We start from the raw sequence: 24914 nt of genomic DNA on the forward strand, positions 1-24914 counted from the left end.
CTACAGTTTTTCATGTAAAAATCTAGAAAACTTAATGAAGAAAAATGGAAAGTAATAAAAAAAGATAAAGGAAGTGAACTAAATGGATACGCTAGCTAATTTAGTGGAAGCAAGAATAGTGAAGATAAGAGAAAGAATCGGTGGGACGATTATAACAGATTTATACAAATGCAAAGATGGCCGTTTTGTCGCTTATTCCTCTTATGCCCGAGATAAAGCCGAACGAATTGTAGGAAAAGCAGACGGTAAAAATGAAGAAGAAGCGGTAAGATTATCGAGAAATGAACTAAAAATAGAATGGAAAAAACAGAAAAAAACATAAGATACTGGAGCAGGAATTCTTTTACTCTTAGAAGATCCTCTTTCTAAAAAAGAATATGCAAATGTAGTGTTACGATTATACCAGTTTGGAAAAAGAGGAGAATACTTATCATTTCAGCCACGGATAAACAGCTTTTAGTTTTACTACCTACCATGGAATAAAAATGCTAATGTTACTTAACCATGCCCTGCATCTTTAATCACCATTATGTTTTTTCTATTAAAAATCAAAAAACATAACAAATACAAACATGTTTTCTACCTTCTTTTATTTCTTGGTTTCTAACTTCGAAGAAACGTTCTTTTCTTCGAAGTTTTTATTTAAAATATTTATAATACTTGTTATCACCAGGTACCATGGTATCTTCAAAATATTTTGGAGCATGCATCCGCTTCCTTGAAAAAGAGGAATTGATAGCTCCCTGAAGAATCTAAAGAGCATGATGATTTCATCTAAACCCAGTCAGGAAAATTTTTATTTTTCTATTATCTTACACTAGATTCATTAGAGCTATCGATTATTTTGTATTTATTTCCAGTTTTACTTCCAATTAAAAAGCCCCCTAAGCCCTTCCAAAAACACAAATTATCAGAAGGGTTTATCGTTATAATTTTGGAATTCTTAGCTGTTAAAAATCGAAAAATGAATAATAGAATAATTTTGATCATTTTCTATACTGCTAATTCTTACATTAACCCCACCACATGGCTAAAACAAATAATGACCAAAAGGAAGTCGGTAGACCTATGGTACTAATAACAAGGGTATATACACCAAATCTATCTTTTTCAATTATTTGTTTTTTAATAGCGATATATGTTAATGCAGGTGTGACTAAATACAAGAAAACACTTATCATTGTTAAGGCAGTTAAATAGTATATAGGGTGAATTTCTATAATATTTTCATTCAAAAAATAAGCAATTCCCTGACCAAATATTCCTAATATGGTAGCTAAAATGATACTTCCAATTATAAGAACATTAGCTTTTATCATCATTCTCACCTCCAATTAATAATCAATAATTAAAAGCCACAGCAAACCATTCAACTTTATTTCAAATCTACATTTGCTTATTTTCTACATGCTCTACTCCATTTTCTGTATAAGATTCTAAAATAATTTTCCCTTTATCCTTATAATAAAAATACGTTTTATCATCATTCTTTAGTTTAATACCAACCATAAAATTTTTACTTCCACTTAAATTTGCTATAAACGATCCACTAGAGATAATATCCTTTTTAGAAATGTTTTTTTCGGTTGTCAAATAGTTAATTACATTACCTTCAACACTTTTTTCTTTAAATTTTATGCAAGCAATTGGACTTCCTATCAAAATAAATAAAACGAATAATACAATCCAAATTTTCTTCCTCATTTAAACCACCTTTATATTTTCTTGGTATCATTTAGTGTAACTTTACACTTTCCCTGTTGTTTTTTCAACCCTTTTAATTCTTAATTTTTCCGACGACTGGAAAATGCCAACACTAAGTTTCTTAGTATCGGCTCTATTTTTTAATAATTTTATTATCTTTTCAATGACTTTATTATTCTTTTCCTTTGTCCGAATGCTTCCATAGAAACATGATAGGAAGAGCTTTAGCCATATGGTTGTGTCCCTTGCATTGCGTGATCCAATTCTCCTTCATTACTTGACAGGATCCAAAATGGAGATGAGTATAACTCGCGACAAGGTTCCCCTTCTGATACTCCTCTAGCTTTTTTCCTCGCGTTCCCTTTGTTTCTTAAGCATATGGCATATGGAACTTCTCCTTTTGGATGGAAAAGTAGAGTAGTGTAATTCATGTCCTTTCTATTTTACATTGCCATGATACAAGAAAAGCCATTCAGTGAGGATTCTTTTATCCTATTATTCTCGATTTCTTGTTCCACCCAGGTCACCGTTTAAATCTTTGCTGTATTTCACACTTAAAAATACGCTACCTTTTTTTGTTATAGGCTATGTTAAATTTTATTGTTGATTTATTAAGAAAGGCTGTTTTCGTAAAGTTTTGTTGTTTTTGGTATTTAGATTTTCTGTGTTGAAATTTATCCATAGAAACATTTAGATGGGCTGACTCGTCAAATGAGAATGATACTAATAATAAACTTTGGGAGGTAATGTGATTTGAGAAAAGCTATTCTTATTTCATTATCCTTAACTTTTATATCTTCACTTCTTTTTGGTTGTCAAAATATCACTACTGAAACTGCTGTTAATCCAACAACTAAGACGGAAAACAATAAAAAACTGTCAATTAATAGTGATTTTATAGCGTCAGCATTTCAAAAACAACCTTCGTATAAAGTCTTTTTTATTTTTTGGTTATCGAAATCGAGTGAGGTTGCTATTTAACTATATCTAGTCTAAGAAGATTTTTTTAGAAATAACTAGAATAATTGAAACAAATAGAAGGATGATTTAGAAGAATAATTAAAGGTTCCACAAGGAATCTTTCTACCAAAGAAGAAACGTTGTTTTCTTCTTTTCTTTCTTCCTTGAAAGTTATTCTATTAATATTACCTTATATGAAAGATACTCCACGAAAAAAAGGAGATTTCTCTCCCTCTTTTACAGTTTCTAGTGATCTTTCATGCTTAAGGATCTCCTTTGATATGCATTACATGATTGAATATTTCTATACAGTTATCTGAAACAAGAAATTTTTAAAAATTTTTCTTGCAAGATTCCCTTCTCTTTTTCCTCTTTACTATAAACGGATTTATCCTTGTCCTTTACATACGCTGATTTCAAGTATTCGCTTATTATAATTGTTAAGGAATAAATCACATCTCTGAATTTATATTCTCCAAGCTCACAACGGAATATAGCTTATGTTATGAGTTAGTGACTAAGTTAGACCTGCGCAGATGGATTTTTAGAATTGTGATTTCTATAAAAGATATCTAAAGAGATATATTATCTTTCTATCTTCTATTCTTCCTTTATTGTTAGATTTCTAAGTTCGAAGAAACGTTCTTTTCCTCTTACTAAATTAATTAATTTTGATTTTTTCTTATGCAAATCTATCAAATCTTAACGCCGATTATGTACATGACCTTGAAAAAAAGTATCTTTATGGCGTTCAAATAACTCTTATTATACAGAAATGGACGATTAGAACCCTACATCACATTAATTTATGAGGTAGGGTTTCGTTCTGCTTGCTTTTCTTTGTGGAATTGTCTTTTATTATTATTATCAATTAACTTAAGGTGTTTTGCATATTTTATTTGTTTAATATATTAGCCCTATAAAACTATACTGTTAAATATTTGATACAAACAAATCGACCATCAAAAGACGGTCGATTTGTTCAACTATAGCAGTTGAATAAAGAAGTATATCAGGAATTTTTGAAGATGCTACATTTAGTATTCGAGTAAACTATCTTATAAAGAAACACCTTATACACTAATAAATTTCGAGAAGAAAACAGGAAGATATTTCGGTCAACCAAAACAGGAACTTTCTCCTTTTGTACATCCAGAACGACAAGTATATTTCTTTGCTTCATTTGTTCAGACTAAAAACAAAGAGTATTGGAAACACACAATTATTGATGCGGAAACTAAACGAGCACTTGAAAGCTCGAATGCTTATCACAGTTATGTGAATCCATATAAATTAGTTTCTTCATACAGTCGTCCTTGTGAGTTTCGATGCCTCTAAAAAGACATGGTTATCTTGCTTTACAACAAAGACACTTATTGCGACATAGTGGAAACATTATGTCGCAATCAACGTACTGTGTATTAACACCTATATGTCAAGCTCTTTAAACTTATCTTTCTTTTTCTTAATTAATTCATTGAAATTAGATAATTTATAAATTAATATTTCCAAGAGTTCTTCTCTCTCTTTAATTTGTTGTTTTACCAATGTAGCATGGGCATTTAATAATTCATAGCATTCGTCTAAATAATCCTCTGCATAAAAATCAATATATTTTTTGATTTCTGCTAGTGGCATGCCTGTCTTTTTTAGATTGATAGTAAAGCGGAGGGAAAGGATATCCCTTTCCGTGTAAACTTTGTACCCTCTTTTGTTTTTTAATAGACCTGAAATTAGACCAACTTTTTCATAGTAGCGCAAAGTATCAACCGAAAGATTAACAAGCATGGATACTTCAGAAATTCTATAGGTTTTCAAATCATCACCTCATAAAGACCCAGTATGGTCATTCTTTAGTAAATAGAAACTTGTTTGTCACCCGTTTATACGATTATACTAAACTAATTTCTTCTTGCAAGAGACTAGTGGCTGAGAAAACAATTAGTGCTATTATAGTTAAAATGGCAGCAAAGAAAGAGACTCCGTAAAATCCTGAGAAGTGTGTAATCAGAAACCCACCTATTATTCCATCAATGGTAGTACCAAGATACATGACAGCGTTAGAAAACGCAGAAATAGTACTTCGCATTGTTGGAGCAGATTGTTGCATAGACACCATGAGTAAAGGAAAAAGGAGACCATTAACGAAAAAGTTTAGTGTAAGCATGGTAATCGATATGATTAAGTTGGACGAGAATGGCAGAACGATATAAAGAATAGCAATAATAATCAATTCTGAAAGAAAAACCCACTTAAAACCAAATTTATTAGTAACACGGTGGCTAATTAATGTTCCAATTAAATTACCTGCTCCAATTGCAAGCATTGCGGTTCCAATGCCGGCAACGGTCAATTTATAACTCATTGATAGCCAAGTCCCAGTAAACTGTGTCATAGCAAAAATACCCATTTCAAAGAAAAAGTAGGCGAGTAAGAACCAAAGTGCTTTATTATTTTTAAATAAATCTACAAATATAGACATCATGGATTGCTTACTATGCTGTCCAACCGTCAAGTTTGGTAACAAAAATAAAACTATTACGGATAAAAACAAAGTACACACCGAAACAAAAAAAAATGGAGTTCTCCAAGACAATACAGCTAAGTAACTACCTATCGGAATTCCAATGAGTTGAGAAACTGCAAAACCCGCAGTTACATAACCCGTTGCTTGCACAACACATTCTCTTTTAATAACTACAGGTATTGAAGCCCAAACTTGCGGTGTTACAAATGAAGCACTTATACCAGCTAATAGGCGAAATACTAACATCATAACAAAGTTTTCAGAAAGACCGCATAAAAATGTTGAAAGGGTAAACGCTAGCATGCCCCAAAATAGTACTTTTTTTCGGTCTCTTCCGTCAGAGAATGGTCCAGAAAGAAGGGCAAAACAGGCATACCCTATAGCATAAGCACTGACAAGCCAACCTGATATACTTGTAGATACTTGATAATATCTTGAAAGTGTAGGTAATAATGGAGCAACTAAGAATGTATCAGTTCCAATTAAAAATGTAATAAAGAAGAAAATAACAGTGTATTTTTTCATGATTCCAACCCCTTGTTTTAAGATGATTACAATATAAAACAAGGAGTTAACTCCATGTCAACACTAGAGATAGTAATTGTATTTATTGCGCAGTACGAAGAAACTGTATATTTGTATTTAAAAGTACTATTAATATTTATCCAATTTTCCTTTCTATCTTCATTGTTAGCTTTCTACGTTCGAAGAAACGTTGTTTTCTTCTTTTATTCCTTGATTAAAAAATAACAGTAACATCAAAAGATTTCCGAAGAAAAAAAGGGAGATTGCTCTCCCTCACTTACACTTGCCCGTGCTCTTTCATGCTGTAATAATCAGCTTTTGCATTGACGATTACATGATCTAATACTTCAATCCCTAATACTTTCCCGCATTCTACTAATCTTGTAGTTACGGTTATATCTTCTAGGGAAGGATTTACATCTCCGCTTGGGTGCTGGTGACTCACAACGATGGAAGCACTGTTATTAAGAATGGCTGCTTTAAATACTTCCCTTGGAATAACTAAGGAAATATTCAATCCTCCTACGTGTGCGCGGTGTACTGCTACTACTTCATTTTTGGTAGAAAGACACATCACGAAAAATACTTCTCTGTCTTCATCTCCGATAAACTTTGCGGCAACGATGGCTGCATCTTGAGGAGATCGTATGATATATTTTTGCTCGCCCTCCACTTCCTTGATTACTTGTTTAATGCGTACTACTTCATATACTTTTTTCATGTTTCCTCTCTCCTTTCTGCGTTTGAGAGAGGATCAACAATTCGCGCAAACAGGGGGAAGGGCGTGCTGACGAAGAAGCACGCTTGCCAGTTTTGGGTAGGAAAAGTCCAGAAAAGTTCCTTCTTTCTGGACTTTTTCGTTAGAAATCGAGAAAAGCCCAATAACTTAGCAAGCGTTCCATTGCGTAGTTGGCAAGGTTACGCTTGTTTAGCCCACTTGGCTTTTCCGCTTTCTTTCCCAAAACACCCGCCCTTCCCGCTGTCATAAGCGAACTTGTTACAATGAGGAGAACGAAGGAAGGATAGAAAACAGAAAACAAACAGAAAAAACGGCAAGGGTTCGATGCCCGCAGCCGTTTAGCACATAGCTTTTTCATTTATCAAAAAAGCGTTCTGTATGAACGTACTTTCTTCATACAGTCGTCTTTTTGGAGGTTCGATTCCTCTGAAAAGACGTGGTTTATTGGGGTAAAAAGAGTGATGCGTAAGCAAGCGAAAACGATTCCTGGCAACAGCCGGGAATTCCCCTCTTTTTCTTATCTTTTAAGCATTTCGGCTCGTTCGATGCGGCGGCCTGCTGCAAAGAAAATAGGAACCTACGGCATATAGGCGAAAGCCGTACAGTCCTTAGGTTTCAGGATTCTTTAGTGTCGAAGCGACACATACGGAATGACAGAAAAAAGTATTCCTTTTCTGATCAGTCCGTAGTGCAACCGACATTTTAAACATAAGTATCCCTTTTTCTTCTTTTATTTTTTGTTTGGTTTCTACATTGGGAGGAACGTTTATTTCTTTATTTAAATTTAATTGGTAACTTAATTAGCAACAAAAAAGCACTAAAAAAGGAGCATATTGGTTATGTGCCTTTTTACATCTTAAAGATTTAGTTCAGCAATTGTCTTAAAAATTCTTGAATAAACATCCTTTATATGTTCAGCAGTCTTTTCATCATTATATAAACCATATTCCCATTCTTTTAATGTATCATTTTCTTGTGATTTAAGAACTCCAACAGCATAACTATTACCAGCAGTCCAATCCCAAGTCTTCTCGTACTCTAAATCTTTCTCAGTAAAAGGAACATAATTATTAGTTCCTATAAAAAAGAATGGAATAGTTGAATTTAAGTAAACATCTGCATATTGACTTTCAGCAGCTTTTTTTAGATTTTCTTTCATAATAAATACAGCATTATAAGAATCTAATTCTTTAGTTGTCAGTTCCCCAAAAGAAATTTCATGAAAAGTAATTTGTTCCTCCTTAATTTTTGGCAGCTCTCCAACCACTGCTATGCTTAAACCTTCGCCTTGATACGTTTCGAATTGAGGACTTTGGGAACAAGCGGATAGGGCAAATATTAGAATGAATAACATAATATATAAATAATGCTTTCCTTTTTGATTTTTCATATGCAACCTCCATATATCATATTTTAACATAATATCCCAATAGTACTTTGTTTAATTTTAATAAGTTTATCTTTCTACGTTGGAAGAAACGTTGTTTTCTTCTTTTATTCCTTCCTTGGTTTTTTTACAATTAAAATTACCTTATACGAAAAATACTCCATTAAAAAGAGGAAGATCTCCCTCCCTCTATTTTAGTTCCTAGTGCTCTTTTATATTGTGGTAATATACTTTCTTATTGAGCATTACATGAATACTTCTATCTCTAATTCTTTCCTACGTTCTTCTAATCTTGTAGTTATCGTTATATCTTCTATAAAAGGACCACATCAACGCTTAGATCCACGCTAGGAGTTTTCCTAAATTCTAGCTTTTTAAGTATGCTTTTAATACTTTCGTTTACTGTACAGTCAAAATAGTAGTTCCTAATCGTTTTTTATCTACATAAGAATCAATTTTCCATTTCCCTTCAGACATTAGATTTAATGGAGCATTAAATTTTAATACAGAATCACTATCTGGAGCTTGTGGATCATCACTATTTAATACTTCAATTTTTCCAGTTGATAGTAAAGTTTTTTTATCAGATTTTTCATTCTGGGCATATAGTTTAATTTCTTTTCCTAATAATTGATCTCTTTCATTCTTTTTAATCCAGAAAACCAAGTATATGTATCTTTTTTACCTACTAAAATAGGTTTATCATATAGTAATCCAAAATTACCAACTTCTCCTAAAAGTTTGTACTCATTATCTGAAGCTACAAAGGTACTTTCAACAATGTTTGGAAGATTTTTTCGTTAGAAATCAAGAAAAGCCCAATAACTTAGCAAGCGTTCCATTGCGTAGTTGGCAAGGTTACGCTTGTTTAGCCCACTTGGCTTTTCCGCTTTCTTTCCCAAAACGCCCGCCCTTCCCGCTGTCATAAGCGAACTTGTTACAATGAGGAGAACGAAGGAAGGATAGAAAACAGAAAACAAACAGAAAAAACGGCAAGGGTTCGATGCCCGCAGCCGTTTAGCACATAGCTTTTTCATTTATCAAAAAAGCGTTCTGTATGAACGTACTTTCTTCATACAGTCGTCTTTTTGGAGGTTCGATTCCTCTGAAAAGACGTGGTTTATTGGGGTAAAAAGAGTGATGCGTAAGCAAGCGAAAACGATTCCTGGCAACAGCCGGGAATTCCCCTCTTTTTCTTATCTTTTAAGCATTTCGGCTCGTTCGATGCGGCGGCCTGCTGCAAAGAAGACAGGAACCTACGGCATATAGGCGAAAGCCGTATAGTCCGTTGTTATCGGATTCTTTAGTGTCGAAGCGATACGTACGGAATGACAGAATAAAGTATTTCTTTTCTGATCATTCTGTTGTGCTGCCGCTCTAAATCCTAAAAATTACTTGTTATACTACTTTCTTTTTTTCTTTATTTATTGTTTTATTTCTACGTTGGAAGAAACGTTTATGTTATCTTTTCTTGATTATTTAACACTTAAAATCACTTATAAATAGCATCTTTCAAATCGAATACTTTTAGAGAAAGTTCGTTATACTTTACATATCCGTATCGAATCAACCAAATAAAGAATCTTAAAATATCTAGGATTGAAGAACTTTTGTGAAAAAGTTTGATCATATTCTGCTTGTGTTGTGCCATTAATATTTGAGCGGATCTCATAACTTTTCCTAGTCTCTATACCTTTTTTCTGTTTTAAATAAATTAAGACGTAACGTTGAAACTAATTTTGTAGCACATCCCAAAACTTTTAATAGTACTCTTTTACCTTTATCCTTTATCCCTACATGCTATATACACGAAAACATTATAAAGCGTATTCACTTCAATTCGTTGACAAAGATGTTCCCAAGGTATATGATCATAGTAATAGAACCCACCACGCCTCTTAACAATGCGGACCAAGGTGGGTCATTTTATTTATTCAAGGAGAAATGTTACGTTGGATTCTGAAAAAGATATTCCAAAAGTTAAATTACCCACTACATATACGGAACAAGTGGAATTATTTAAAAGCAGAAATTTACATATAGAGAATTCTGACAATGCTGAAAAAACACTACAAAGGATCAATTATTATCGACTTACAGCTTACGGACTTACTCTTAAAAATCCGTTAAATAAAGAGCAGTATGTTAGCGGTTCATCCTTTGAAACATTATTTTCTTTATACGAATTTGACCGAAAATTATAAAAATTATCATGGAGAAATCCCTATTTGGGCGGCAATGGAAGTAACATCCTTTGGATTCTTATCCAAACTATATCGAAATTTAAACGAAGATGTAAAAAAACACATCGCTAAAATGTATTACAATGTTCCATACCTATACCTAGAAAGCTGGTTGCAAACATTATCGAACGTTCGTAATGTTTGTGCACACTATGGAAGATTAAGATGATAACGTTCAAGCCTCGCTTATTTAAGAAAGAAAAAGAACAAGTGGATAATCGATATATATTTGCTGCAATATACATCATGCAAAGATTATTAATTAATATGGAAAAAACAAGATTTGTTACTGATTTAGAAGCACTGATTTTGGAGTATGAGGATAGTATTGAGTTTTCTCACATTGGCTTTCCTCCCAACTGGAGTGAACTATTAAAAAATAGTAAATAACAACTTTTTCATTTCTAAATGTATAAAGCCTTTTCCCGATTTGGAATGACTATTTAATCGGTTCCTTCTTTCTGTATTTTTTCGTTAGAAATCGAGAAAAGCCCAATAACTTAGCAAGCGTTCCTTTGCGTAGTTGGCAAAGTTACGCTTGTTTAGCCCACGTGGCTTTTTCGCTTTCTTTCCCAAAACGCCCGCCCTTCCCGCTGTCATAAGCTAACTTGCTACAATTGGGAGAACAAAGGAAGGATAGAAAAGGAAAACAAACAGAAAAAACGGCAAGGGTTCGATGCCTCTAGAAAGACGTGGATTATTGGGATAAAAAGAGCGATGCGTAAGCAAGTGAAAACGATTCCTGGAAACAACCGGGAATTATCCTCTTTTTTATCTTTTATGCTTATCGGCTCGTTCGATACGGCGGCATATAGGCGAAAGCCGTAGATTCCGTGGTTATCGGATTCTTTAGTGTCGAAGCGACACGTACGGAATGACAGAAAAAAGTATTCCTTTTCTGATCAGTCCGTTGATGCTGCCGCTCTATTAAAGTACAAGTATCCCATTTTCTTCAGTTCTTCCTTTATTTATTGTTTGCTTTCTACATTGGAATAAACGTTCTTTTCTTCTAAAATAGTTGGAAAATACTCGTTTATTTATCTCCTTTAAAACTTTATTTTTGCTACAAATATAAAAGGATAGATAACTTACATTCTATCCTCCTCTACCGCTTCTAAAAATGACTTATTCGAGTAACATTCATATTCTTTTCCTTGGAAAATCAACGGCTCGCTTAATTCTGTCACCATTTGATTTATCTTTTATCTTCATCAGAAAATATAAGTACTTTCTTTAAAACATGCCAAAACATTAAACAGAAATTTTATCAGATTTCCTATTCATATTTTTGGCTATTGAAATCGTTAGTAAAGAATATACCCCTCCAATTAAGATAATAATTGCGATACAAAGGTATAAAATACGTAAACTTATATTCTCTCCTAAATATCCTACACATAAATATGAAGTAAAACTAATATAGGAGATAAACATCGATATGGTGCTTTTTACTCTTCCTTGAAAACGAGTCTCTACCGAAGATTGAATCATGGTATCCGTATTAATGCGTGTACTAACAAAAAATAGTCCCATCAGAAAATATCCTATTACTGCCTGGTACGCATTATGAGCACTTAAAAACAACAATATGGCACCAGATAAACAACACATACCGATGGATAATACTTTATCTTCTCTTATTTTCTTCACAATACTAATTAATAATATACCTCCTAAAATTGCTCCAGCAGCCCAGGCTGAGTCTATTAATCCAAATTCTTTTGATCCTAAGCCCAAAACGTTCCCAGTAAATACTGGTAGTAAAACATTGGAAGTATATAAGGCGATATACAATATTAATTGGATAGAAGCAATCTTTACAATAAGCTTATTATTTTTTAAATAAGTTACACCTTCCCTAAAATCTCTAAAAAAAACATTAGATGTATTTAATTCATTCGAATTAGAATCTTTCGTTGGAACGATAATATTCTTTCTCACAAGGAATGTACAAAGTGCTGAAATAAGAAAAGAGAAAGCATTGAAAAACATAACAGAAACAGGACTAGCATAAGCAATGATCAAACCGCTTAAACTAGTACCTATTAATAATCCAATTTGGTTAAACATGCTGCTTAGGGAATTAGCCGATAATAATTGTGATGAATTGACAATTTCTCGAACTAGTCCACCGGAGGCAGGCAGATAAAAACGATCTCCTATTGAAACGAAAAAAACGATACAATAAATCATCCATATGGATAGATGATGGGAATAATATAATAACGGGATAAGCAAAATGATCAAACCACGAGATAAATCCGAAATCATGCAAGTTATTCTTCTATCCCATTTATCTATTAATACACCAATCCAAGGGGAAAAAAGAATTCCTGAAAGACTTGTAGTTGCTAATAGCCATCCCATGGAAAAAGTACTGCCTGTTAGCTTAAAAAGAAACCATGATATTCCTATAAACTGCATCCCATTTCCAATGGCAGAAATCCCAGTACCAATAAAGTATTTTAGAAATGCCGTATTTCTTAAAATAGAATGTGATTGTTTCTGCAATTTTTTCAATCCATTTCAATTTGAAATTTTTCGATAGAAGCGTTAATTTTATGAAAAACCTCTTCTTTTGTAGATCCTACCGCTAAAAAATAACCATATCTTTCAGAAGAATTTGAGAAGGATTTTATTTTTTTTCCAGGATACAAATTAATTTCATACCTTTTTATGTCCGGATCTAAACGGACCTCGTTTGTATGATGAATATGTTTTATTGTACCTTCCGGAAGATGTAGGTATTGAATGGCAGCTACACTTACATCCTTTTTTCGTTGAACAATTGGAACTTCTCCAGCTAATCCTTCAAATAATAAGGAAAACATATCAATGCCATAGGAGAGTTCAACCAAATCATAGATAAAATCTCCCCCAGCTCTAGTGTGGGACTCAATAAGATAAGCTTCGCCATTATCTATTATCATTTCTGTATGAGAAGGTCCCATCATATGACCAATGCTGGAAAGGAATTTACTTGTCATGTCACTAATTTTGTGGAAGAGCTCTTGCGTTAAAGAGCTTGGTATAATATGACCAGTTTCAACAAAATATGGACTCCCAGTAGTCAACTTATCTGTCATTGCTATCACTGTGTGTTCTCCATTCCAACTAAAAGCTTCTACACTTATTTCTTGTCCCTCTATAAATTTCTCAGCGAGTAGAAATGAGTCATATTCTGATTTGATATCGAAAAATGCCTTATCAATCTGATGGATATTCTCGATCTTATGAATTTGTCTACTCCCGGATCCATCTACTGGCTTTAGGATGATAGGATAACCGTACTCTCTTACCATATGAAGTACATCTTCCTTCGTCATAATTAACTTATAAGGAATAGTCTTCATCTTATTTTTATCGAGATGTTTTCTCATCTCTCCTTTATTTTTGGTTAATAAGACAGGAGCAAGAGGATTCCCCATAATGTTTAATGCTTTTCGGATATATGCTGCAGTTAAAAGCCCCTTTTCCTGCATGGAAACTACACAGTGAAAAGGTTTTTCTTTGTGTAAATACTTAAGCACTCCTATTGCTTTTAAGTCGTCTAATGACATCGTGATAAGTTGGTCAATAAGGGATAAATCCTCTAGTTTCACTTGATTCTTTTCTTGAATTACCGTTAGTTCAAATCCACTATTAACAGCTTTTTGGTAAAGTCTTGTCCAACCGCCAATCATGATCATTCTTTTTTTGTAAGAATTACTCCCTTTCACCATAAAAAAATTCCCCTTCAATGTTCATATCCTTTATTTCACAACGACTTTTATCTTTTTGCTGGCTTCTTCCAAACTGTTCATAATCGTTTCATTACTGTCACTAATACCGGAAAGGACACCAATTCCATCCGCTAATCCTTTAGGGTTATTCGTAACATGATTACCAAATTCATGCTCCATATAGAAATCTTTGATTCCATCCGTATTTAATGCAGATTCTGTTCCTTCAATCCCTTGCAATACACCAGTCTTTTGGGAGAAAATTCTTAAGTAGGCACCTACCCCTTTTACTTCGAAATCATAAGAAAAAGGCATGCCAACATGCATTTTGATTATTTCTTCATGAATGCTCTTTCCAAAAACCCAATTCATCATTAAAGAAATAGATCCTCCCGCAAGCCTCGGATTAATCTCCACAATTCTTGGACCTTCTGACGTAATAATAACTTCCGTATGAGCAGGACCAAAATTATAGTCAATGGCTCTTAACGCCTCCACAACTGATTCTATTACTTCGTCTTGCTTGGCAATTTTTGCAGGAAAAGAGGCAGTTTTGGCTATAAAATAAGGAGATTCGCATAATGTCCGATCCGTAATGCCTAAAACATAAATTTCCCCTTTAAACGATACAGTTTCGACACTAACTAAAGGACCATCCAGATATTCTTCCACTAATAATTTGGGGAATTTTCTTACTCCCCTATAATAGATTGGGTTTTCTTGATGGTTTTTTATAGGTGGATAAAAGTCTTCTTCCTTTTTAATAAAATGCACATTATCGCTTCCTTGACCATCCACCGGCTTCAGAATACAGGGATAGCCAATCTCCCCAGCAAACTCAATCGCTTCATCCATCGTTTCGATTAATTTATATTTTGGAACCTTAATCATCTTTTTATTAAGTACTTCACGAGTCAGATATTTGCTTCTTGCCGTTGCAATTGCAGATGGATTTGTTCCTATAACATGTAAGGAGTTTGCTAGAAGTGCTCCTTGATACATTTCTAGATCATATGTACTTAAAACTCCGTCAATTGGAAAAATTTCATTATATTTTAAAACTTTTTCTACTAAACCTTCATGATTTTGATGAGTATCAATGGTTAAAATATTATCGATATATTGAAGCATATGAGAATCAAGCTGTTTTTCCATTTTTAAGAAATGATTCGGCTTAAAGGAAACTAATGTTACAAATAAACCTAATCTTTTAGCCGCTTTCAAATATTCAATTCCTGTAGGACCGCGGTTTAATTCAAGCATTAGAAGATGTTTTTTATCCATTTCATCTATCTCCATTTCCATTAAAATGTTGAGCTTTTAACCTTCTATACTCAATAAGGGAAGAACCATTTTTGCTTTTTTATTATTAATTTTAACGAAGCAATAGTTATTTCTATTCCTTGTATTTATTGGGACTGTTCCTGTTGAATGGCGAATTTTAAGTGTGTTCTCTGGCTGATTAGCCGAATGATAAAGAATGGAATTTGGTGTATTTATCGCTGTTCCTAAACAAACCAATCCTGTTATCCCAAGACCCGGATGCCATTTATCGATATAAAGAGCTCGCGCCGCTATTCCCTCAAATTGTCCTTCACTCCCGTACTTTTCGATAACCAGGGCAATTTTTGGAAATACACTTGTTATGGGAAAACCTAATTTTTTCCCCACTTCTCTTCGCAACTCTAACAAATCAGGGATTAGATGATCCTGATTTAAAAATAAACTTTCCTCATCTTTGATGCCAAACTGGCTAGCATGAACTAAAACATAAGGATTCCCTGCATTAATGATGGAAACAGGTAGTGATCTACCTAAGACATCCAGAATCTGCGTACTTTTGCCTGTTGGCAGCAACTTTTCATCATACGAAACACAATACTCAATGCTGCAATTTATCTTTCCATACTTGATTTCGGATGTATCCACTTCAAATGATGTTTTTATATTGGTGTTTACCATAAAAACGGTTAGTTTTTGCTGAATTTCGGATGGCGTTATTAAGGATTGCCACATAGCTTTTGCGATAGCAGCCACTAAAGAGTGACCACAATTTCCTGAACTATCAAATTTGAACTTGATGGAATCTTCTTTTTTGATCATTACTTGTATAAACAAATAATCTAAATCACAATCGTTATGTTTACTTGGTCTTATTAACGCTATTTTGGTAGGACAGCAGCTTAAATGAAGTGCTCGCCAATTTTTATAAACAAAATCCATCACATCATGTAGTGTTTCATGTAGTTTAATCGAATTATCAAACAGTGCATCCTCCGATATAACAACCGTTGGGGAAGGTCCTCCCTCCCCATAAAAAAAAGCGATTGAAACATTTTTCATACACTAATCATTCTTTCTTCTTTACTATCAATAAATTGACGAAACCATAACTCTAAAGTTAATAAAGACCAGATTGCCAAAGAAAGTTGATTATTAGGATTGGAAAGTTGATTAATCATGCTCTCGATTTTATCTACATTAAAATAACCACGCTTCTCTACCTTTGTATCTAGAAGAATCTCTTTTGCAAACCTCCCTAGCTTATGATCAGGATGTAGCATTTGGCTAATGGGTAAAGTAAATGGTTGTTTCTTTCTTTTTATAATGCTTTCTGGTACCCATTTATATTTTTGAGCTGTATCGCTTAATAATATTTTTACTCGTCCGTCTCCTGAAATTTTTTTATTAGTAGGTATCGAAAAAGCAAAATCAACTACTTTCTTTTGGCAAAATGGAATACGAACTTCTAAAGCGTGTGCTGCACTCAAGTGATCCACTCGCAGTAGATGGTAAACCGGAAGTCGATGATTCACCTCAAAATTCAATAATGTGTTTAACTGTTCCGATGTTGGTTGATTCCTTATTTTCCTTAATAAACGATTCTGAACCTGCTCTGAACTTTGCATATCCAGTAAATATTCTTTGAAAGATGGAGAATACAGTTTTTCTCGCAAATTTTTGGAAACAGCAGCTAAACTACTAAAATAATTGGCTACTTTGTTCTCGACTCCATGAGAATCACTGGAGATGAAATCCTTTAACCGATCATATCCTCCAAAAATTTCATCGGAACCATCACCTGATATGGCTACCTTAAACCCATGATTCTTTATTTCTTGGAAGAGAGCATACGAACTAACGGTTATCGGATCTGCATTAGGTTGACCTAAATGCTTTATCACCTTAGGCAAAAGCGTTGGAATGTCATCTGGATTTAATTCAATTTCATGATGCTCCGTACCTAAATAATTCGCTACTTCCCTTGCATAATGCCTTTCATCCCCCTGCCAAGTTCCTGTATATCCTATGGTAAATGTATGGAGCTTTTCCTTATATTGCTTAGACACTAGGCTAGTTACGATACTAGAATCCAATCCACCACTCAATATGGAGCAAATCGGCACATCGGACTGAACTATTTTGGCTACTTCTTCTTCGAGAAGATGGGACAACTTCATTTCCAAATCTTCTGATTTAGTAATCTTCGTTTTTTCACCGGGATGATGAATAAATTTCTCCAGGTGCAGACCTTTATTAGGTTCCCAAGTTAAAGCATGTCCTGGTGGAATGGACCAAATTCCTGGAAAAGCTGTCACCGTTCCTATTGGACTTTCTAGTGTATACACAGCTTTTAAAGAGAAATATTTATCCATTGCCAAATGAGAAACATCTTTATTGATAGGAGCTAAAGATAATAGGGCTGAAATTTCAGACGAAAAAATTAATAACCCATCAATTACTGTATAAAATAAAGGCTTCATTCCTGCATGGTCTCTTGCCAATACGAGGGCCTGTTTCTTTTTGTCCCAAAGCGCACAAGCAAACATTCCATCAAGTTTTTTAAATGCTTCTATTCCATATACATGATATAAATAGGGGATGACTTCCCCATCGCATTCTGTTTGAAACGCAATATTTTTTTCCTTTAATATATCTCTGAGTTCCTTATGATTATAAATTTCTCCATTATACACAACCGTTGCACAAGAAGTGTCAAACGGCTGCTGACCACCTGCAGGATCCATAATCGCTAATCGGTTAATCCCCAACATACAGCTATCGATACTTTCTATCCCTATTTCATCTGGTCCTCCATGAACTAAGCTCACTTGTAATTTTTCTATAATTTCTTTATCGATGAATGAATCTCCGCGTAAACAACATGCACCAAATATCCTACACATAATTCTCCTCCAAGGTGTCAAATTGTGATTTTAAAAACGTAATCTCTTCCTTTTTTCCATCATTAAGCTGAATACGTATATTTCCGTCATAAGAGCCATCTTGATTAGGATATTCTATTAAACTATGCGCTCCTCTACTCTCTTTCCGATAAAGGCATGTTTTCGCCATTAACTTAATTAGGGAACAATACTTAGCGCTATTGGGATCTTGGTTTAACTCCTCATCATTTTCTAAAATATGAATGCATTTTTCTAATTCATGTATAGATCGCTCAACTCCTAAGTATTTGCTAACCATCCCACGAATAATTTTCAACGAATTGGATTGTTTAGCATCTATATCCATCTTGGAATCTTTTATTCTTTCTATTGCTAAGTTCACAATATTATTATCCATCTTGAAATGATTGACTGCTTCTTCGCCTGCAATTTTTCCAAATACCAATGCTTCTGTTAGTGCATTCCCACCTAATCTATTTGCACCATGTACGCCTCCTGTACATTCACCACAAGCAAGCAATCCCTGTAAGGAAGTTTGGCATCGCTCATTTATTTCTATCCCTCCCAGCGAATAATGTTCAACAGGGTTTAAGAGAAGCTGCTCATTTTTACCTGAGGCAATAATTTTATAAAGCTTTGGATTATATTGTTGGATGGTGTTTAAAGGCAAATTGTTAAGATTTAAATAGACCTTTCCTGATAACGCCATCGTATGAGAAACGATATCTCTTGTTTCAAGTTCCTTTGAAGGAAACTTGTCCATAATCCGTTCGCCTTTTTCATTTAGCATGATAGCTCCTTGTGAAAAAAGCTTCGTTCCTATATCAAAACTTCTAGGAGAGGTTAACCAATAAGGATAGAATTGTACAAACTCCATATCTCTTAAAATGGCTCCATGTTTCCAAGCCATAAATATTCCATCCCCTTTTATATCAGCAGGATTATCTGTATAGCGATATAAATAGCCTAAACCGCCGGATGCTAAAATGGTCTTGCCTGCAATAAAAGCTACCAGGTTGTTCTGATATTCTGCTATAGCTCCGTATACAACTCCATCTGTGCAAATTAAATCTACCACATTGACCTTGTCTACTATTTTCCCTCCAAGATGTTGAAATGTATCTCTCAAAGCTACTGTAACCGCTGTTCCTTTTCGTGTCGGTGGATGCCATCTACGATGAAAACGATGGCCTGGCGTACAAAGATCTGATTCAAATATCATGTCAACACCAAACGATTGAAGATCTTCTATAATAGATACAGACCCTTCAGCAAGCTTTCTTACCAACTGGGGATCAGCAATTTTATGACTATTTTTTAAAATATCTTTTTCAAATTCTTTAATAGAATCTTCTGCTAGGGTAATAGCTGAGTGTGTACCAACTGCTAAGGAAGAAGCTCCTGCTTTACCAGCAGTCCCTTTTGAAACCAACGTTACTTCCGCTCCATGTTTTCTTGCTTCTATTGCTGCTCTAAGCCCAGCTTCTCCCCCACCAATAATTAATACCTCACTTTTGAAAATAGTCATGATATGGCAGCCCCTGCATTTATAGACAACCCTTTAAAAAGATGTGACATATCATCCATTTCTTCTAATTCCATACAACGATGGAATAAATGATGAGCCTCATCTTCTTTTAATTTGGAAGAGGACAAGGAAATAAATTTATGTTGAAGCTCCTGGATAGTCAAAGGATTTTCAGGATCTCCTTTTGGGTAATAAATAACTTCCGTATAAACTTCCTCATTTTTTGTATAAATTTCGACCTTTGAAGCTCTTACTGCAGGATATAATGTATCCATCTCTTCGCTTGGATAAAATTCAACGCATGGCATAAAGCTTCGTATTTCTTTATTTGATAGTGCCGAATCTTCAAACATACTAGGGGTTACTTCGCCAGAAATAGCTGCATGGGAGATGCAGTAAGGTATACAAAATTTCGCGGTATACGATGAAGTTGGCTCCACATTGCTTAATAATTCGTACCCATTTGAATACAAATAAATTTTTATAGAGGAAATATCCTCTTTGCTTATTGCATGTTTTTTCATGATCGTAATAACACCATCGATTCCTGGATGAATATGTCGACAACAGGAATATGGTTTAAGCGAAACTTCCATAACTTTGTACGATTTACCCGATGGGTTAAACTCCAACTTGGACCAGTCAGGATTTTTAGACATGGCTTTACACAAGCCTCTTTCTCCTTCTAAAATCCTTTTTGGTCCGATTAACCCTCCATCCGTTAGATACGCAGACAAAACACCATCTGCCGCAGCTCTTCCAGTATGGAGCTGCTTACTCATCGCATCATCTTCAAGAAATTGCCACAATCCACCCGATAAAGTACCAGCATTTCCTATCGCTCCTGCAATGTCAGTTTGTTTATGCCCTAATAAACAAGACGCTGCAACAGCTGCACCAATTACACCAGCGGTTGCTGTTGTATGAAAGTATTCGTAGTGGGAAAGCCCTAAACATTCACCTAATCTAGTAGAAATCTCATAACCTGCTATAATCGCTACGATTAAATCTTTTCCTGACAAATTTTTATCTTGTGCAACTGCTAATGCTGCCGGAATGACCGTGGCACCTGGATGAAATACGGATGCATTATGTACATCATCTAATTCTACTGCATGGGAAGCTGATCCATTTATAAGGGAAGCGATAAAAGCAGAATCCGTTTCCCCATATCCTAAAACATCCGCCCCATTCCCCTTTCCTAAACTATCTGTAACATTTTTTATAATAGAAGTAACTTCACTATGCGTCCCCGCATAACAGCATGCAACCCAATCAATGAATAGTTCTTTTGTTTTCTTAATTACTTCCGTCGGTATCGAGTCGTAATCCAATTCTTCAACATATTTGGCTAAATTTAAAGTGTGGTTATCCATTAAAACAACTCCCTTCCTTTTTATAAATCTCTTATTTATTAAATTGTGGTAAAGGGGATAAATGAGAATAGCTTTTAAATAGTTCTTTCACGTCTTTCTGTTTATTAAAATCACTTAACATAAAATCCGCTGGCACTTTTCTCGCTTTAAGCAATTCATTTAAAGGTTGTAAATAATGGCTTCCTAAACTGTATTTATCTAAGGATTTTGCAGCACGAAGCAGAACATCCTCTGCCAACGCTTCCGGTTTAAACTTTTGAAATTGGCGATTCACTAAATTTGCTTTATATCCAAATTTAGACACTTCCTGAATATTATGCTTTGAAAAAGTGTCTGGTAGATAAGGAAAAGGCGTTTCATCAAGCATAATCCCTAACGTTAAAGCCGTATAAGCTTGAATTAACTCCAATGAATTGGTCATGTCAAATAACGTAACTTCTTTTCTGTAATTTTGGTCATCTCGAAAATATAATGTATCCCTAGTAAACGTACGTCGGTAAGAACGATCGGATTTTCCTATTGTATTTCCTAAATCCCAAACCTCTCCATGCCGAAACGGTGTATTCGCACTAAACAAAACGAAAGCTGGGGAAACATAATTAAAGCGATAATGCAATTCTTCGCGATTTAACTTCTTTTCCAATGATAAAGGCAGGCTTGCATTGACATGAATTCCAAATGTAGTCATCGCAACTTCTGCTGAAGCCCACTCTTGAATACCTCGAACTCCCCGAGGGCCTTCATAATCTAATTTCGCAGGGTGTGTACCAAAACAAACACAGTTCATCCCTTCAGTTAAACAAGAGGTTTGTATATTTTTATATAGAACTTGAAAACTATCCATTAAGTCAGAAATGGTAAACGCAATGGGTGTACTAATTTCTATCCCTTTTACATCAAGGGAAGTAAACTCACCACTTTTATTTACAAAATCGTATCCTTCTAAATAATAAGGACGACTGTTCGCTCCTGGATATTTTGTAACTAAATATTCTAATGAAGAGCCTTCCGTATTTTCTAAAACATTTTTCATCTTATCAAATGGTAAATCACTCACATGCAGTGGTGTATAGGATTTATCCGTCAGCATCAATTCAACTTCTAACCCCATCTTAAATTCATTATCATTTTTCTCAAAGAAAGATAATTGTTTTTGCATACTTTCGCCTCCATTAGGTTTTTGTTTTTATACAGAAACGGAAAATGGAATAAAAATACATTATCCGTTAGAAACATCATAACACTTTTCCAATACCAAATGAATAATAAATTAAATTTTTTAATATTTTATTCATATTCTACTTTTTCTAATCTTCTTGCTTAAAAGGATTGTTATTAGGCAAAAAAAAACCTTAGATTAGATAGTTGTTAGCCGTTAAAAAAGCTTGTACACTATCTAGTCTAAGGTCATACGTATTATTCTTATTTAGTTATCTTATGGCCATACAGGGTCAGAATAAGTTATTATTGTTCCGGCTTCTTTGGAATGGTTCGTTTCTAAATGTTGGTACTGACTAATACTTAATACAACAACCGTAGTTAAAGCTACTATTACTGTGAATATGTACTTTTTCATCCTCATCACTCCTGAACAATATATTAACATTTTTAATTATATATTCTTAACATTCTGACTGTCAATTGTATTTATTTGTAAAATAGCAATAATATTTTATTCTGTTGTTTATAACGGTATAATTAAAATATTAAAATAGGATTAATTGGAGGAATTAAATGAAAACCGTAGGGCAAAGAATTAAAGAAAAAAGAAAAGCTTTAGGGTTTACACAAGGGGATTTATCTGACAGGAATTTAAGCAGGGGAATGATTAGTTTAATAGAGAGAGACCAAACCACTCCTTCCATTAAAACGTTGGAACATATCGCCATAAAATTAGGGGTTCCAACAAGTGAACTTTTAGGGGAAAGCTTATCTGCTGCTGAAAAACAGGCTAATATTCATATGGATATTGTGGAAATTAAAAGAATTATCAATTTGTGCAAAGCTTTAATGAAGGCTGGAAAGTACAGCAACATAAATCAGATTTTACAAAATATTATACTCCCCAATGATCTCTCATTTTATAATGGTCCGATAAAGAAGATTTTAGGCCTTGTAGAAATAGAAAACCTTCATTATAAAAATGCGATTGAATTATTAAATGAGAGCTTGTTGTATTATTCACCTATGGAAGGAAAAAATTATATATCTTTATATTATTACTTATCAGAATGCTACAAAAAAACGAAAAACTATCATTTAGCAATTGAAAATTCACTGTATGGTTCCATTTTATTAAAATCTAAGCATTATGAAGATGATGTGCTACTACAATTGAAAATCCTTTATAATCTTGCCTATTGTTATTGCCGAATTAGTGAATATAAAAAAGGGTTGGAAGTGATTGAAGAATCTTTTCATTTAATGAAAAAATCACAACTACTTTATGCTCAAGGGTACTTCTACATGCTAAAAGGAATTGCAGAACTTTATTTAATGAGATTCTCAGAAGGTATAGTCTCTACTAGAAAAGCGCTTGAGTTATTGGAAGATAAAAAAGATTCAAAAGAGAGCATAGGTTGCTTAACAAATCTTGGTATTCTTTATCGAAATGTTAAAAAATATGATGATTCCCTCCTATATCTAGAAAAAAGCCTAATCAGTGCGGAAGAATTAAAGCATAATGGGCTTTTTCTTAATAATTTATATGAGATGATGCTCACATATTACAAAGTAAAAAATTACGCATTATTAGAATCCTGTGCAGAACGTGCATTGCTTATTTCAAGTTCTTCGCCAGATATTAAAACAAAAGTACTGATTGTGTTAGCGCAAAGTAAATTAGATCAAGGTATGGACGGAGAAGCTTTAACTTATATTAATCAAGCAGAAAAAATTTCAAAAGAAATAAACGATACATGCTTGGAAGCAAAAAGCTGTACGATAAAAGCAAATATCCTTAGTAATCAGAAACAGTTTGAAGAAGCAAATCGATTATTACAAAAGTCGAATCATCTATTAATGAATATGTCCTGTTTTAAGAATGACTAAAGACAGTAACAACTTAACTATTCTGCTTTAAATTTTCATAAATAACAGGAATAATAATACTACTCCTTATTATAGTAAGTTAGCCTTCCACATAGGTGGAAATGATAACAAAAAAGTTAATAAGCACATTGTGAGACCAAATGTCAGTATTGTCTTTAAAGTTAAGAGTATACAGTATTTAGTGTATATTTTTCCGCTTTACATGGAGTGGCGGGTATGTATTTTAAAAAGTACAGTGCTACTTATATTATACCCGCTAATTTTTTTACAAAATCTATCTTTCTACGTTCGAGGAAACGTTGTTTTCTTCTTTTTTTTATTCCATGATTAAACAAATAACTTTAACACTAACACCTCAAAAGATTTCCGACGAAAAAAAGGGAGATCACTCCCCCTCTTACACTTGCCCACGCTCTTTCATGCTGTAATAATCAGATTTTGCATTGACGATTACATGATCTAATACTTCAATTCCTAATACTTTCCCGCATTCTACTAATCTTGTAGTTACCGTGATATCTTCTAGGGAAGGATTTACATCTCCGCTTGGATGCTGGTGACTCACAACGATAGAAGCACTGTTATTAAGAATGGCTGCTTTAAATACTTCCCTTGGAATAACCAAGGAGACATTCAACCCTCCTACATGCGCTCGGTGTACCGCTACTACTTCATTTTTGGTAGAAAGACAAATCACGAAAAATACTTTTCTGTCTTCATCTCCGATAAACTTAGCGGCAACGATGGCTGCATCTTGAGGAGATCGTATGATATATTTTTACTCCCCCTCCACTTCCTTGATTACTTGCTTAATGCGTACTACTTCATATAATTTTTTCATGTTTCCTCTCTCCTTTCTACGTTTGAGAAAGGATCAACAATTCGCGCAAACGGAGGGAAGGGCGTGCTGACGAAGAAGCACGCTTGCCAGTTTTGGGTAGGGAAAGTTCAGAAAAGTTCCTTCT

Annotated in this window: 23 protein-coding genes; 6 read left to right on the top strand and 17 right to left on the bottom strand. The window is 34.0% G+C overall.

Annotated elements, in window-relative coordinates:
- The first annotated feature begins 82 nt into the window (after nt 1-82).
- Nucleotides 83-322: a hypothetical protein gene (locus tag ACTYBU_RS16910; RefSeq protein ID WP_445491519.1), complete on the top strand. Its 240-nt coding sequence runs from the start codon at nt 83-85 to the stop codon at nt 320-322.
- Nucleotides 323-1013: 691 nt separating this feature from the next.
- On the opposite strand, the gene ACTYBU_RS16915 is transcribed toward ACTYBU_RS16910, so the two are convergent.
- Nucleotides 1014-1319: a hypothetical protein gene (locus ACTYBU_RS16915; RefSeq protein ID WP_445491520.1), complete on the bottom strand. Its 306-nt coding sequence runs from the start codon at nt 1317-1319 to the stop codon at nt 1014-1016.
- A 67-nt stretch (nt 1320-1386) separates the two neighbouring features.
- Entirely contained in the window at nt 1387-1704 is a 318-nt protein-coding gene (locus ACTYBU_RS16920) for a hypothetical protein (RefSeq protein WP_445491521.1), read from the bottom strand.
- Between the two features lie 753 nt (nt 1705-2457).
- Here ACTYBU_RS16920 and ACTYBU_RS16925 point away from each other — a divergent pair.
- Nucleotides 2458-2685, top strand: coding sequence for a hypothetical protein (locus tag ACTYBU_RS16925; RefSeq protein WP_445491523.1), 228 nt, complete (start codon nt 2458-2460; stop codon nt 2683-2685).
- 1407 nt (nt 2686-4092) lie between these two features.
- Here the strand turns inward: ACTYBU_RS16925 and ACTYBU_RS16930 are convergent.
- From ACTYBU_RS16930 to ACTYBU_RS16950, 5 genes are all read right to left on the bottom strand, one after another.
- The gene (locus ACTYBU_RS16930; RefSeq protein ID WP_445491524.1) at nt 4093-4482 is read right to left on the bottom strand and encodes a MerR family transcriptional regulator; all 390 of its coding nucleotides are present in this window, start codon (nt 4480-4482) and stop codon (nt 4093-4095) included.
- 73 nt (nt 4483-4555) lie between these two features.
- Nucleotides 4556-5716 (bottom strand): MFS transporter, encoded by a 1161-nt coding sequence (locus ACTYBU_RS16935; RefSeq protein WP_445491525.1) that lies wholly within the window; start codon nt 5714-5716, stop codon nt 4556-4558.
- Nucleotides 5717-5993: 277 nt separating this feature from the next.
- A complete protein-coding gene (locus ACTYBU_RS16940; RefSeq protein WP_445491507.1) occupies nt 5994-6437 on the bottom strand; it encodes a JAB domain-containing protein in 444 nt (147 codons plus the stop codon).
- Nucleotides 6438-7311: 874 nt separating this feature from the next.
- Nucleotides 7312-7845, bottom strand: a complete 534-nt coding sequence (locus tag ACTYBU_RS16945) for a hypothetical protein (protein ID WP_445491526.1) — start codon at nt 7843-7845, stop codon at nt 7312-7314.
- 396 nt (nt 7846-8241) lie between these two features.
- Nucleotides 8242-8508 carry a hypothetical protein gene (locus tag ACTYBU_RS16950; protein ID WP_445491528.1) on the bottom strand — a complete coding sequence of 89 codons (267 nt, stop codon included), beginning with the start codon at nt 8506-8508 and terminating at the stop codon, nt 8242-8244.
- 1286 nt (nt 8509-9794) lie between these two features.
- Between ACTYBU_RS16950 and ACTYBU_RS16955 the strand changes: the two genes are divergently transcribed.
- The 3 genes from ACTYBU_RS16955 to ACTYBU_RS16965 are packed head-to-tail and all read left to right on the top strand — an operon-like array spanning nt 9795 to nt 10475.
- Nucleotides 9795-10046 (top strand): Abi family protein, encoded by a 252-nt coding sequence (locus tag ACTYBU_RS16955; protein WP_445491529.1) that lies wholly within the window; start codon nt 9795-9797, stop codon nt 10044-10046.
- A 34-nt stretch (nt 10047-10080) separates the two neighbouring features.
- On the top strand, nt 10081-10254 hold the full coding sequence (locus ACTYBU_RS16960) for an Abi family protein (RefSeq protein WP_445491627.1): 174 nt from the start codon (nt 10081-10083) through the stop codon (nt 10252-10254).
- The gene (locus tag ACTYBU_RS16965) at nt 10251-10475 is read left to right on the top strand and encodes a hypothetical protein (RefSeq protein WP_445491530.1); all 225 of its coding nucleotides are present in this window, start codon (nt 10251-10253) and stop codon (nt 10473-10475) included. Before ACTYBU_RS16960 ends, ACTYBU_RS16965 begins: the two co-directional genes overlap by 4 nt.
- Before the next feature lie 861 nt (nt 10476-11336).
- Here the strand turns inward: ACTYBU_RS16965 and ACTYBU_RS16970 are convergent.
- The 9 genes from ACTYBU_RS16970 to ACTYBU_RS17010 all read right to left on the bottom strand — a co-directional run bounded on the left by ACTYBU_RS16970 (nt 11337) and on the right by ACTYBU_RS17010 (nt 22474).
- Complete coding sequence (locus ACTYBU_RS16970; protein WP_445491531.1) at nt 11337-12596, bottom strand: MFS transporter; 1260 nt, start codon at nt 12594-12596, stop codon at nt 11337-11339.
- 5 nt (nt 12597-12601) lie between these two features.
- Entirely contained in the window at nt 12602-13807 is a 1206-nt protein-coding gene (locus ACTYBU_RS16975; RefSeq protein WP_445491532.1) for an ATP-grasp domain-containing protein, read from the bottom strand.
- A 30-nt stretch (nt 13808-13837) separates the two neighbouring features.
- A complete protein-coding gene (locus tag ACTYBU_RS16980; RefSeq protein ID WP_445491533.1) occupies nt 13838-15091 on the bottom strand; it encodes an ATP-grasp domain-containing protein in 1254 nt (417 codons plus the stop codon).
- 36 nt (nt 15092-15127) lie between these two features.
- Nucleotides 15128-16150 (bottom strand): PrpF domain-containing protein, encoded by a 1023-nt coding sequence (locus tag ACTYBU_RS16985; RefSeq protein ID WP_445491534.1) that lies wholly within the window; start codon nt 16148-16150, stop codon nt 15128-15130.
- Nucleotides 16147-17994 (bottom strand): asparagine synthase (glutamine-hydrolyzing), encoded by a 1848-nt coding sequence (gene asnB, locus ACTYBU_RS16990; RefSeq protein ID WP_445491535.1) that lies wholly within the window; start codon nt 17992-17994, stop codon nt 16147-16149. The genes ACTYBU_RS16985 and asnB overlap by 4 nt, the downstream gene beginning before the upstream one ends.
- Nucleotides 17987-19522, bottom strand: coding sequence for an FAD-binding protein (locus ACTYBU_RS16995; RefSeq protein ID WP_445491537.1), 1536 nt, complete (start codon nt 19520-19522; stop codon nt 17987-17989). Before ACTYBU_RS16995 ends, asnB begins: the two co-directional genes overlap by 8 nt.
- Nucleotides 19519-20898: an MmgE/PrpD family protein gene (locus ACTYBU_RS17000; protein ID WP_445491539.1), complete on the bottom strand. Its 1380-nt coding sequence runs from the start codon at nt 20896-20898 to the stop codon at nt 19519-19521. The genes ACTYBU_RS16995 and ACTYBU_RS17000 overlap by 4 nt, the downstream gene beginning before the upstream one ends.
- 31 nt (nt 20899-20929) lie before the next feature.
- Nucleotides 20930-22057, bottom strand: a complete 1128-nt coding sequence (locus tag ACTYBU_RS17005) for a glutamate-cysteine ligase family protein (protein ID WP_445491540.1) — start codon at nt 22055-22057, stop codon at nt 20930-20932.
- A gap of 276 nt (nt 22058-22333) precedes the next feature.
- Nucleotides 22334-22474, bottom strand: a complete 141-nt coding sequence (locus ACTYBU_RS17010) for a hypothetical protein (RefSeq protein ID WP_445491542.1) — start codon at nt 22472-22474, stop codon at nt 22334-22336.
- Between the two features lie 158 nt (nt 22475-22632).
- Between ACTYBU_RS17010 and ACTYBU_RS17015 the strand changes: the two genes are divergently transcribed.
- Nucleotides 22633-23949: a helix-turn-helix domain-containing protein gene (locus ACTYBU_RS17015; RefSeq protein WP_445491544.1), complete on the top strand. Its 1317-nt coding sequence runs from the start codon at nt 22633-22635 to the stop codon at nt 23947-23949.
- Nucleotides 23950-24346: 397 nt separating this feature from the next.
- Here the strand turns inward: ACTYBU_RS17015 and ACTYBU_RS17020 are convergent, their stop codons facing one another.
- Nucleotides 24347-24721, bottom strand: a complete 375-nt coding sequence (locus ACTYBU_RS17020; RefSeq protein ID WP_445491629.1) for a JAB domain-containing protein — start codon at nt 24719-24721, stop codon at nt 24347-24349.
- Nucleotides 24722-24914 lie beyond the last annotated feature (193 nt).

Source organism: Niallia sp. 03133 (assembly GCF_052663225.1).

Coding starts and splice junctions, on each gene's coding strand:
- ACTYBU_RS16910 (WP_445491519.1), top strand. CDS start 83: ATGGATACGCTAGCTAATTTAGTGGAAGCAAGAATAGTGAAGATAAGA.
- ACTYBU_RS16915 (WP_445491520.1), bottom strand. CDS start 1,319: ATGATAAAAGCTAATGTTCTTATAATTGGAAGTATCATTTTAGCTACC.
- ACTYBU_RS16920 (WP_445491521.1), bottom strand. CDS start 1,704: ATGAGGAAGAAAATTTGGATTGTATTATTCGTTTTATTTATTTTGATA.
- ACTYBU_RS16935 (WP_445491525.1), bottom strand. CDS start 5,716: ATGAAAAAATACACTGTTATTTTCTTCTTTATTACATTTTTAATTGGA.
- ACTYBU_RS16940 (WP_445491507.1), bottom strand. CDS start 6,437: ATGAAAAAAGTATATGAAGTAGTACGCATTAAACAAGTAATCAAGGAA.
- ACTYBU_RS16945 (WP_445491526.1), bottom strand. CDS start 7,845: ATGAAAAATCAAAAAGGAAAGCATTATTTATATATTATGTTATTCATT.
- ACTYBU_RS16960 (WP_445491627.1), top strand. CDS start 10,081: ATGGAAGTAACATCCTTTGGATTCTTATCCAAACTATATCGAAATTTA.
- ACTYBU_RS16965 (WP_445491530.1), top strand. CDS start 10,251: ATGATAACGTTCAAGCCTCGCTTATTTAAGAAAGAAAAAGAACAAGTG.
- ACTYBU_RS16975 (WP_445491532.1), bottom strand. CDS start 13,807: ATGGTGAAAGGGAGTAATTCTTACAAAAAAAGAATGATCATGATTGGC.
- ACTYBU_RS16980 (WP_445491533.1), bottom strand. CDS start 15,091: ATGGATAAAAAACATCTTCTAATGCTTGAATTAAACCGCGGTCCTACA.
- ACTYBU_RS16985 (WP_445491534.1), bottom strand. CDS start 16,150: ATGAAAAATGTTTCAATCGCTTTTTTTTATGGGGAGGGAGGACCTTCC.
- asnB (WP_445491535.1), bottom strand. CDS start 17,994: ATGTGTAGGATATTTGGTGCATGTTGTTTACGCGGAGATTCATTCATC.
- ACTYBU_RS16995 (WP_445491537.1), bottom strand. CDS start 19,522: ATGACTATTTTCAAAAGTGAGGTATTAATTATTGGTGGGGGAGAAGCT.
- ACTYBU_RS17000 (WP_445491539.1), bottom strand. CDS start 20,898: ATGGATAACCACACTTTAAATTTAGCCAAATATGTTGAAGAATTGGAT.
- ACTYBU_RS17005 (WP_445491540.1), bottom strand. CDS start 22,057: ATGCAAAAACAATTATCTTTCTTTGAGAAAAATGATAATGAATTTAAG.
- ACTYBU_RS17010 (WP_445491542.1), bottom strand. CDS start 22,474: ATGAAAAAGTACATATTCACAGTAATAGTAGCTTTAACTACGGTTGTT.
- ACTYBU_RS17015 (WP_445491544.1), top strand. CDS start 22,633: ATGAAAACCGTAGGGCAAAGAATTAAAGAAAAAAGAAAAGCTTTAGGG.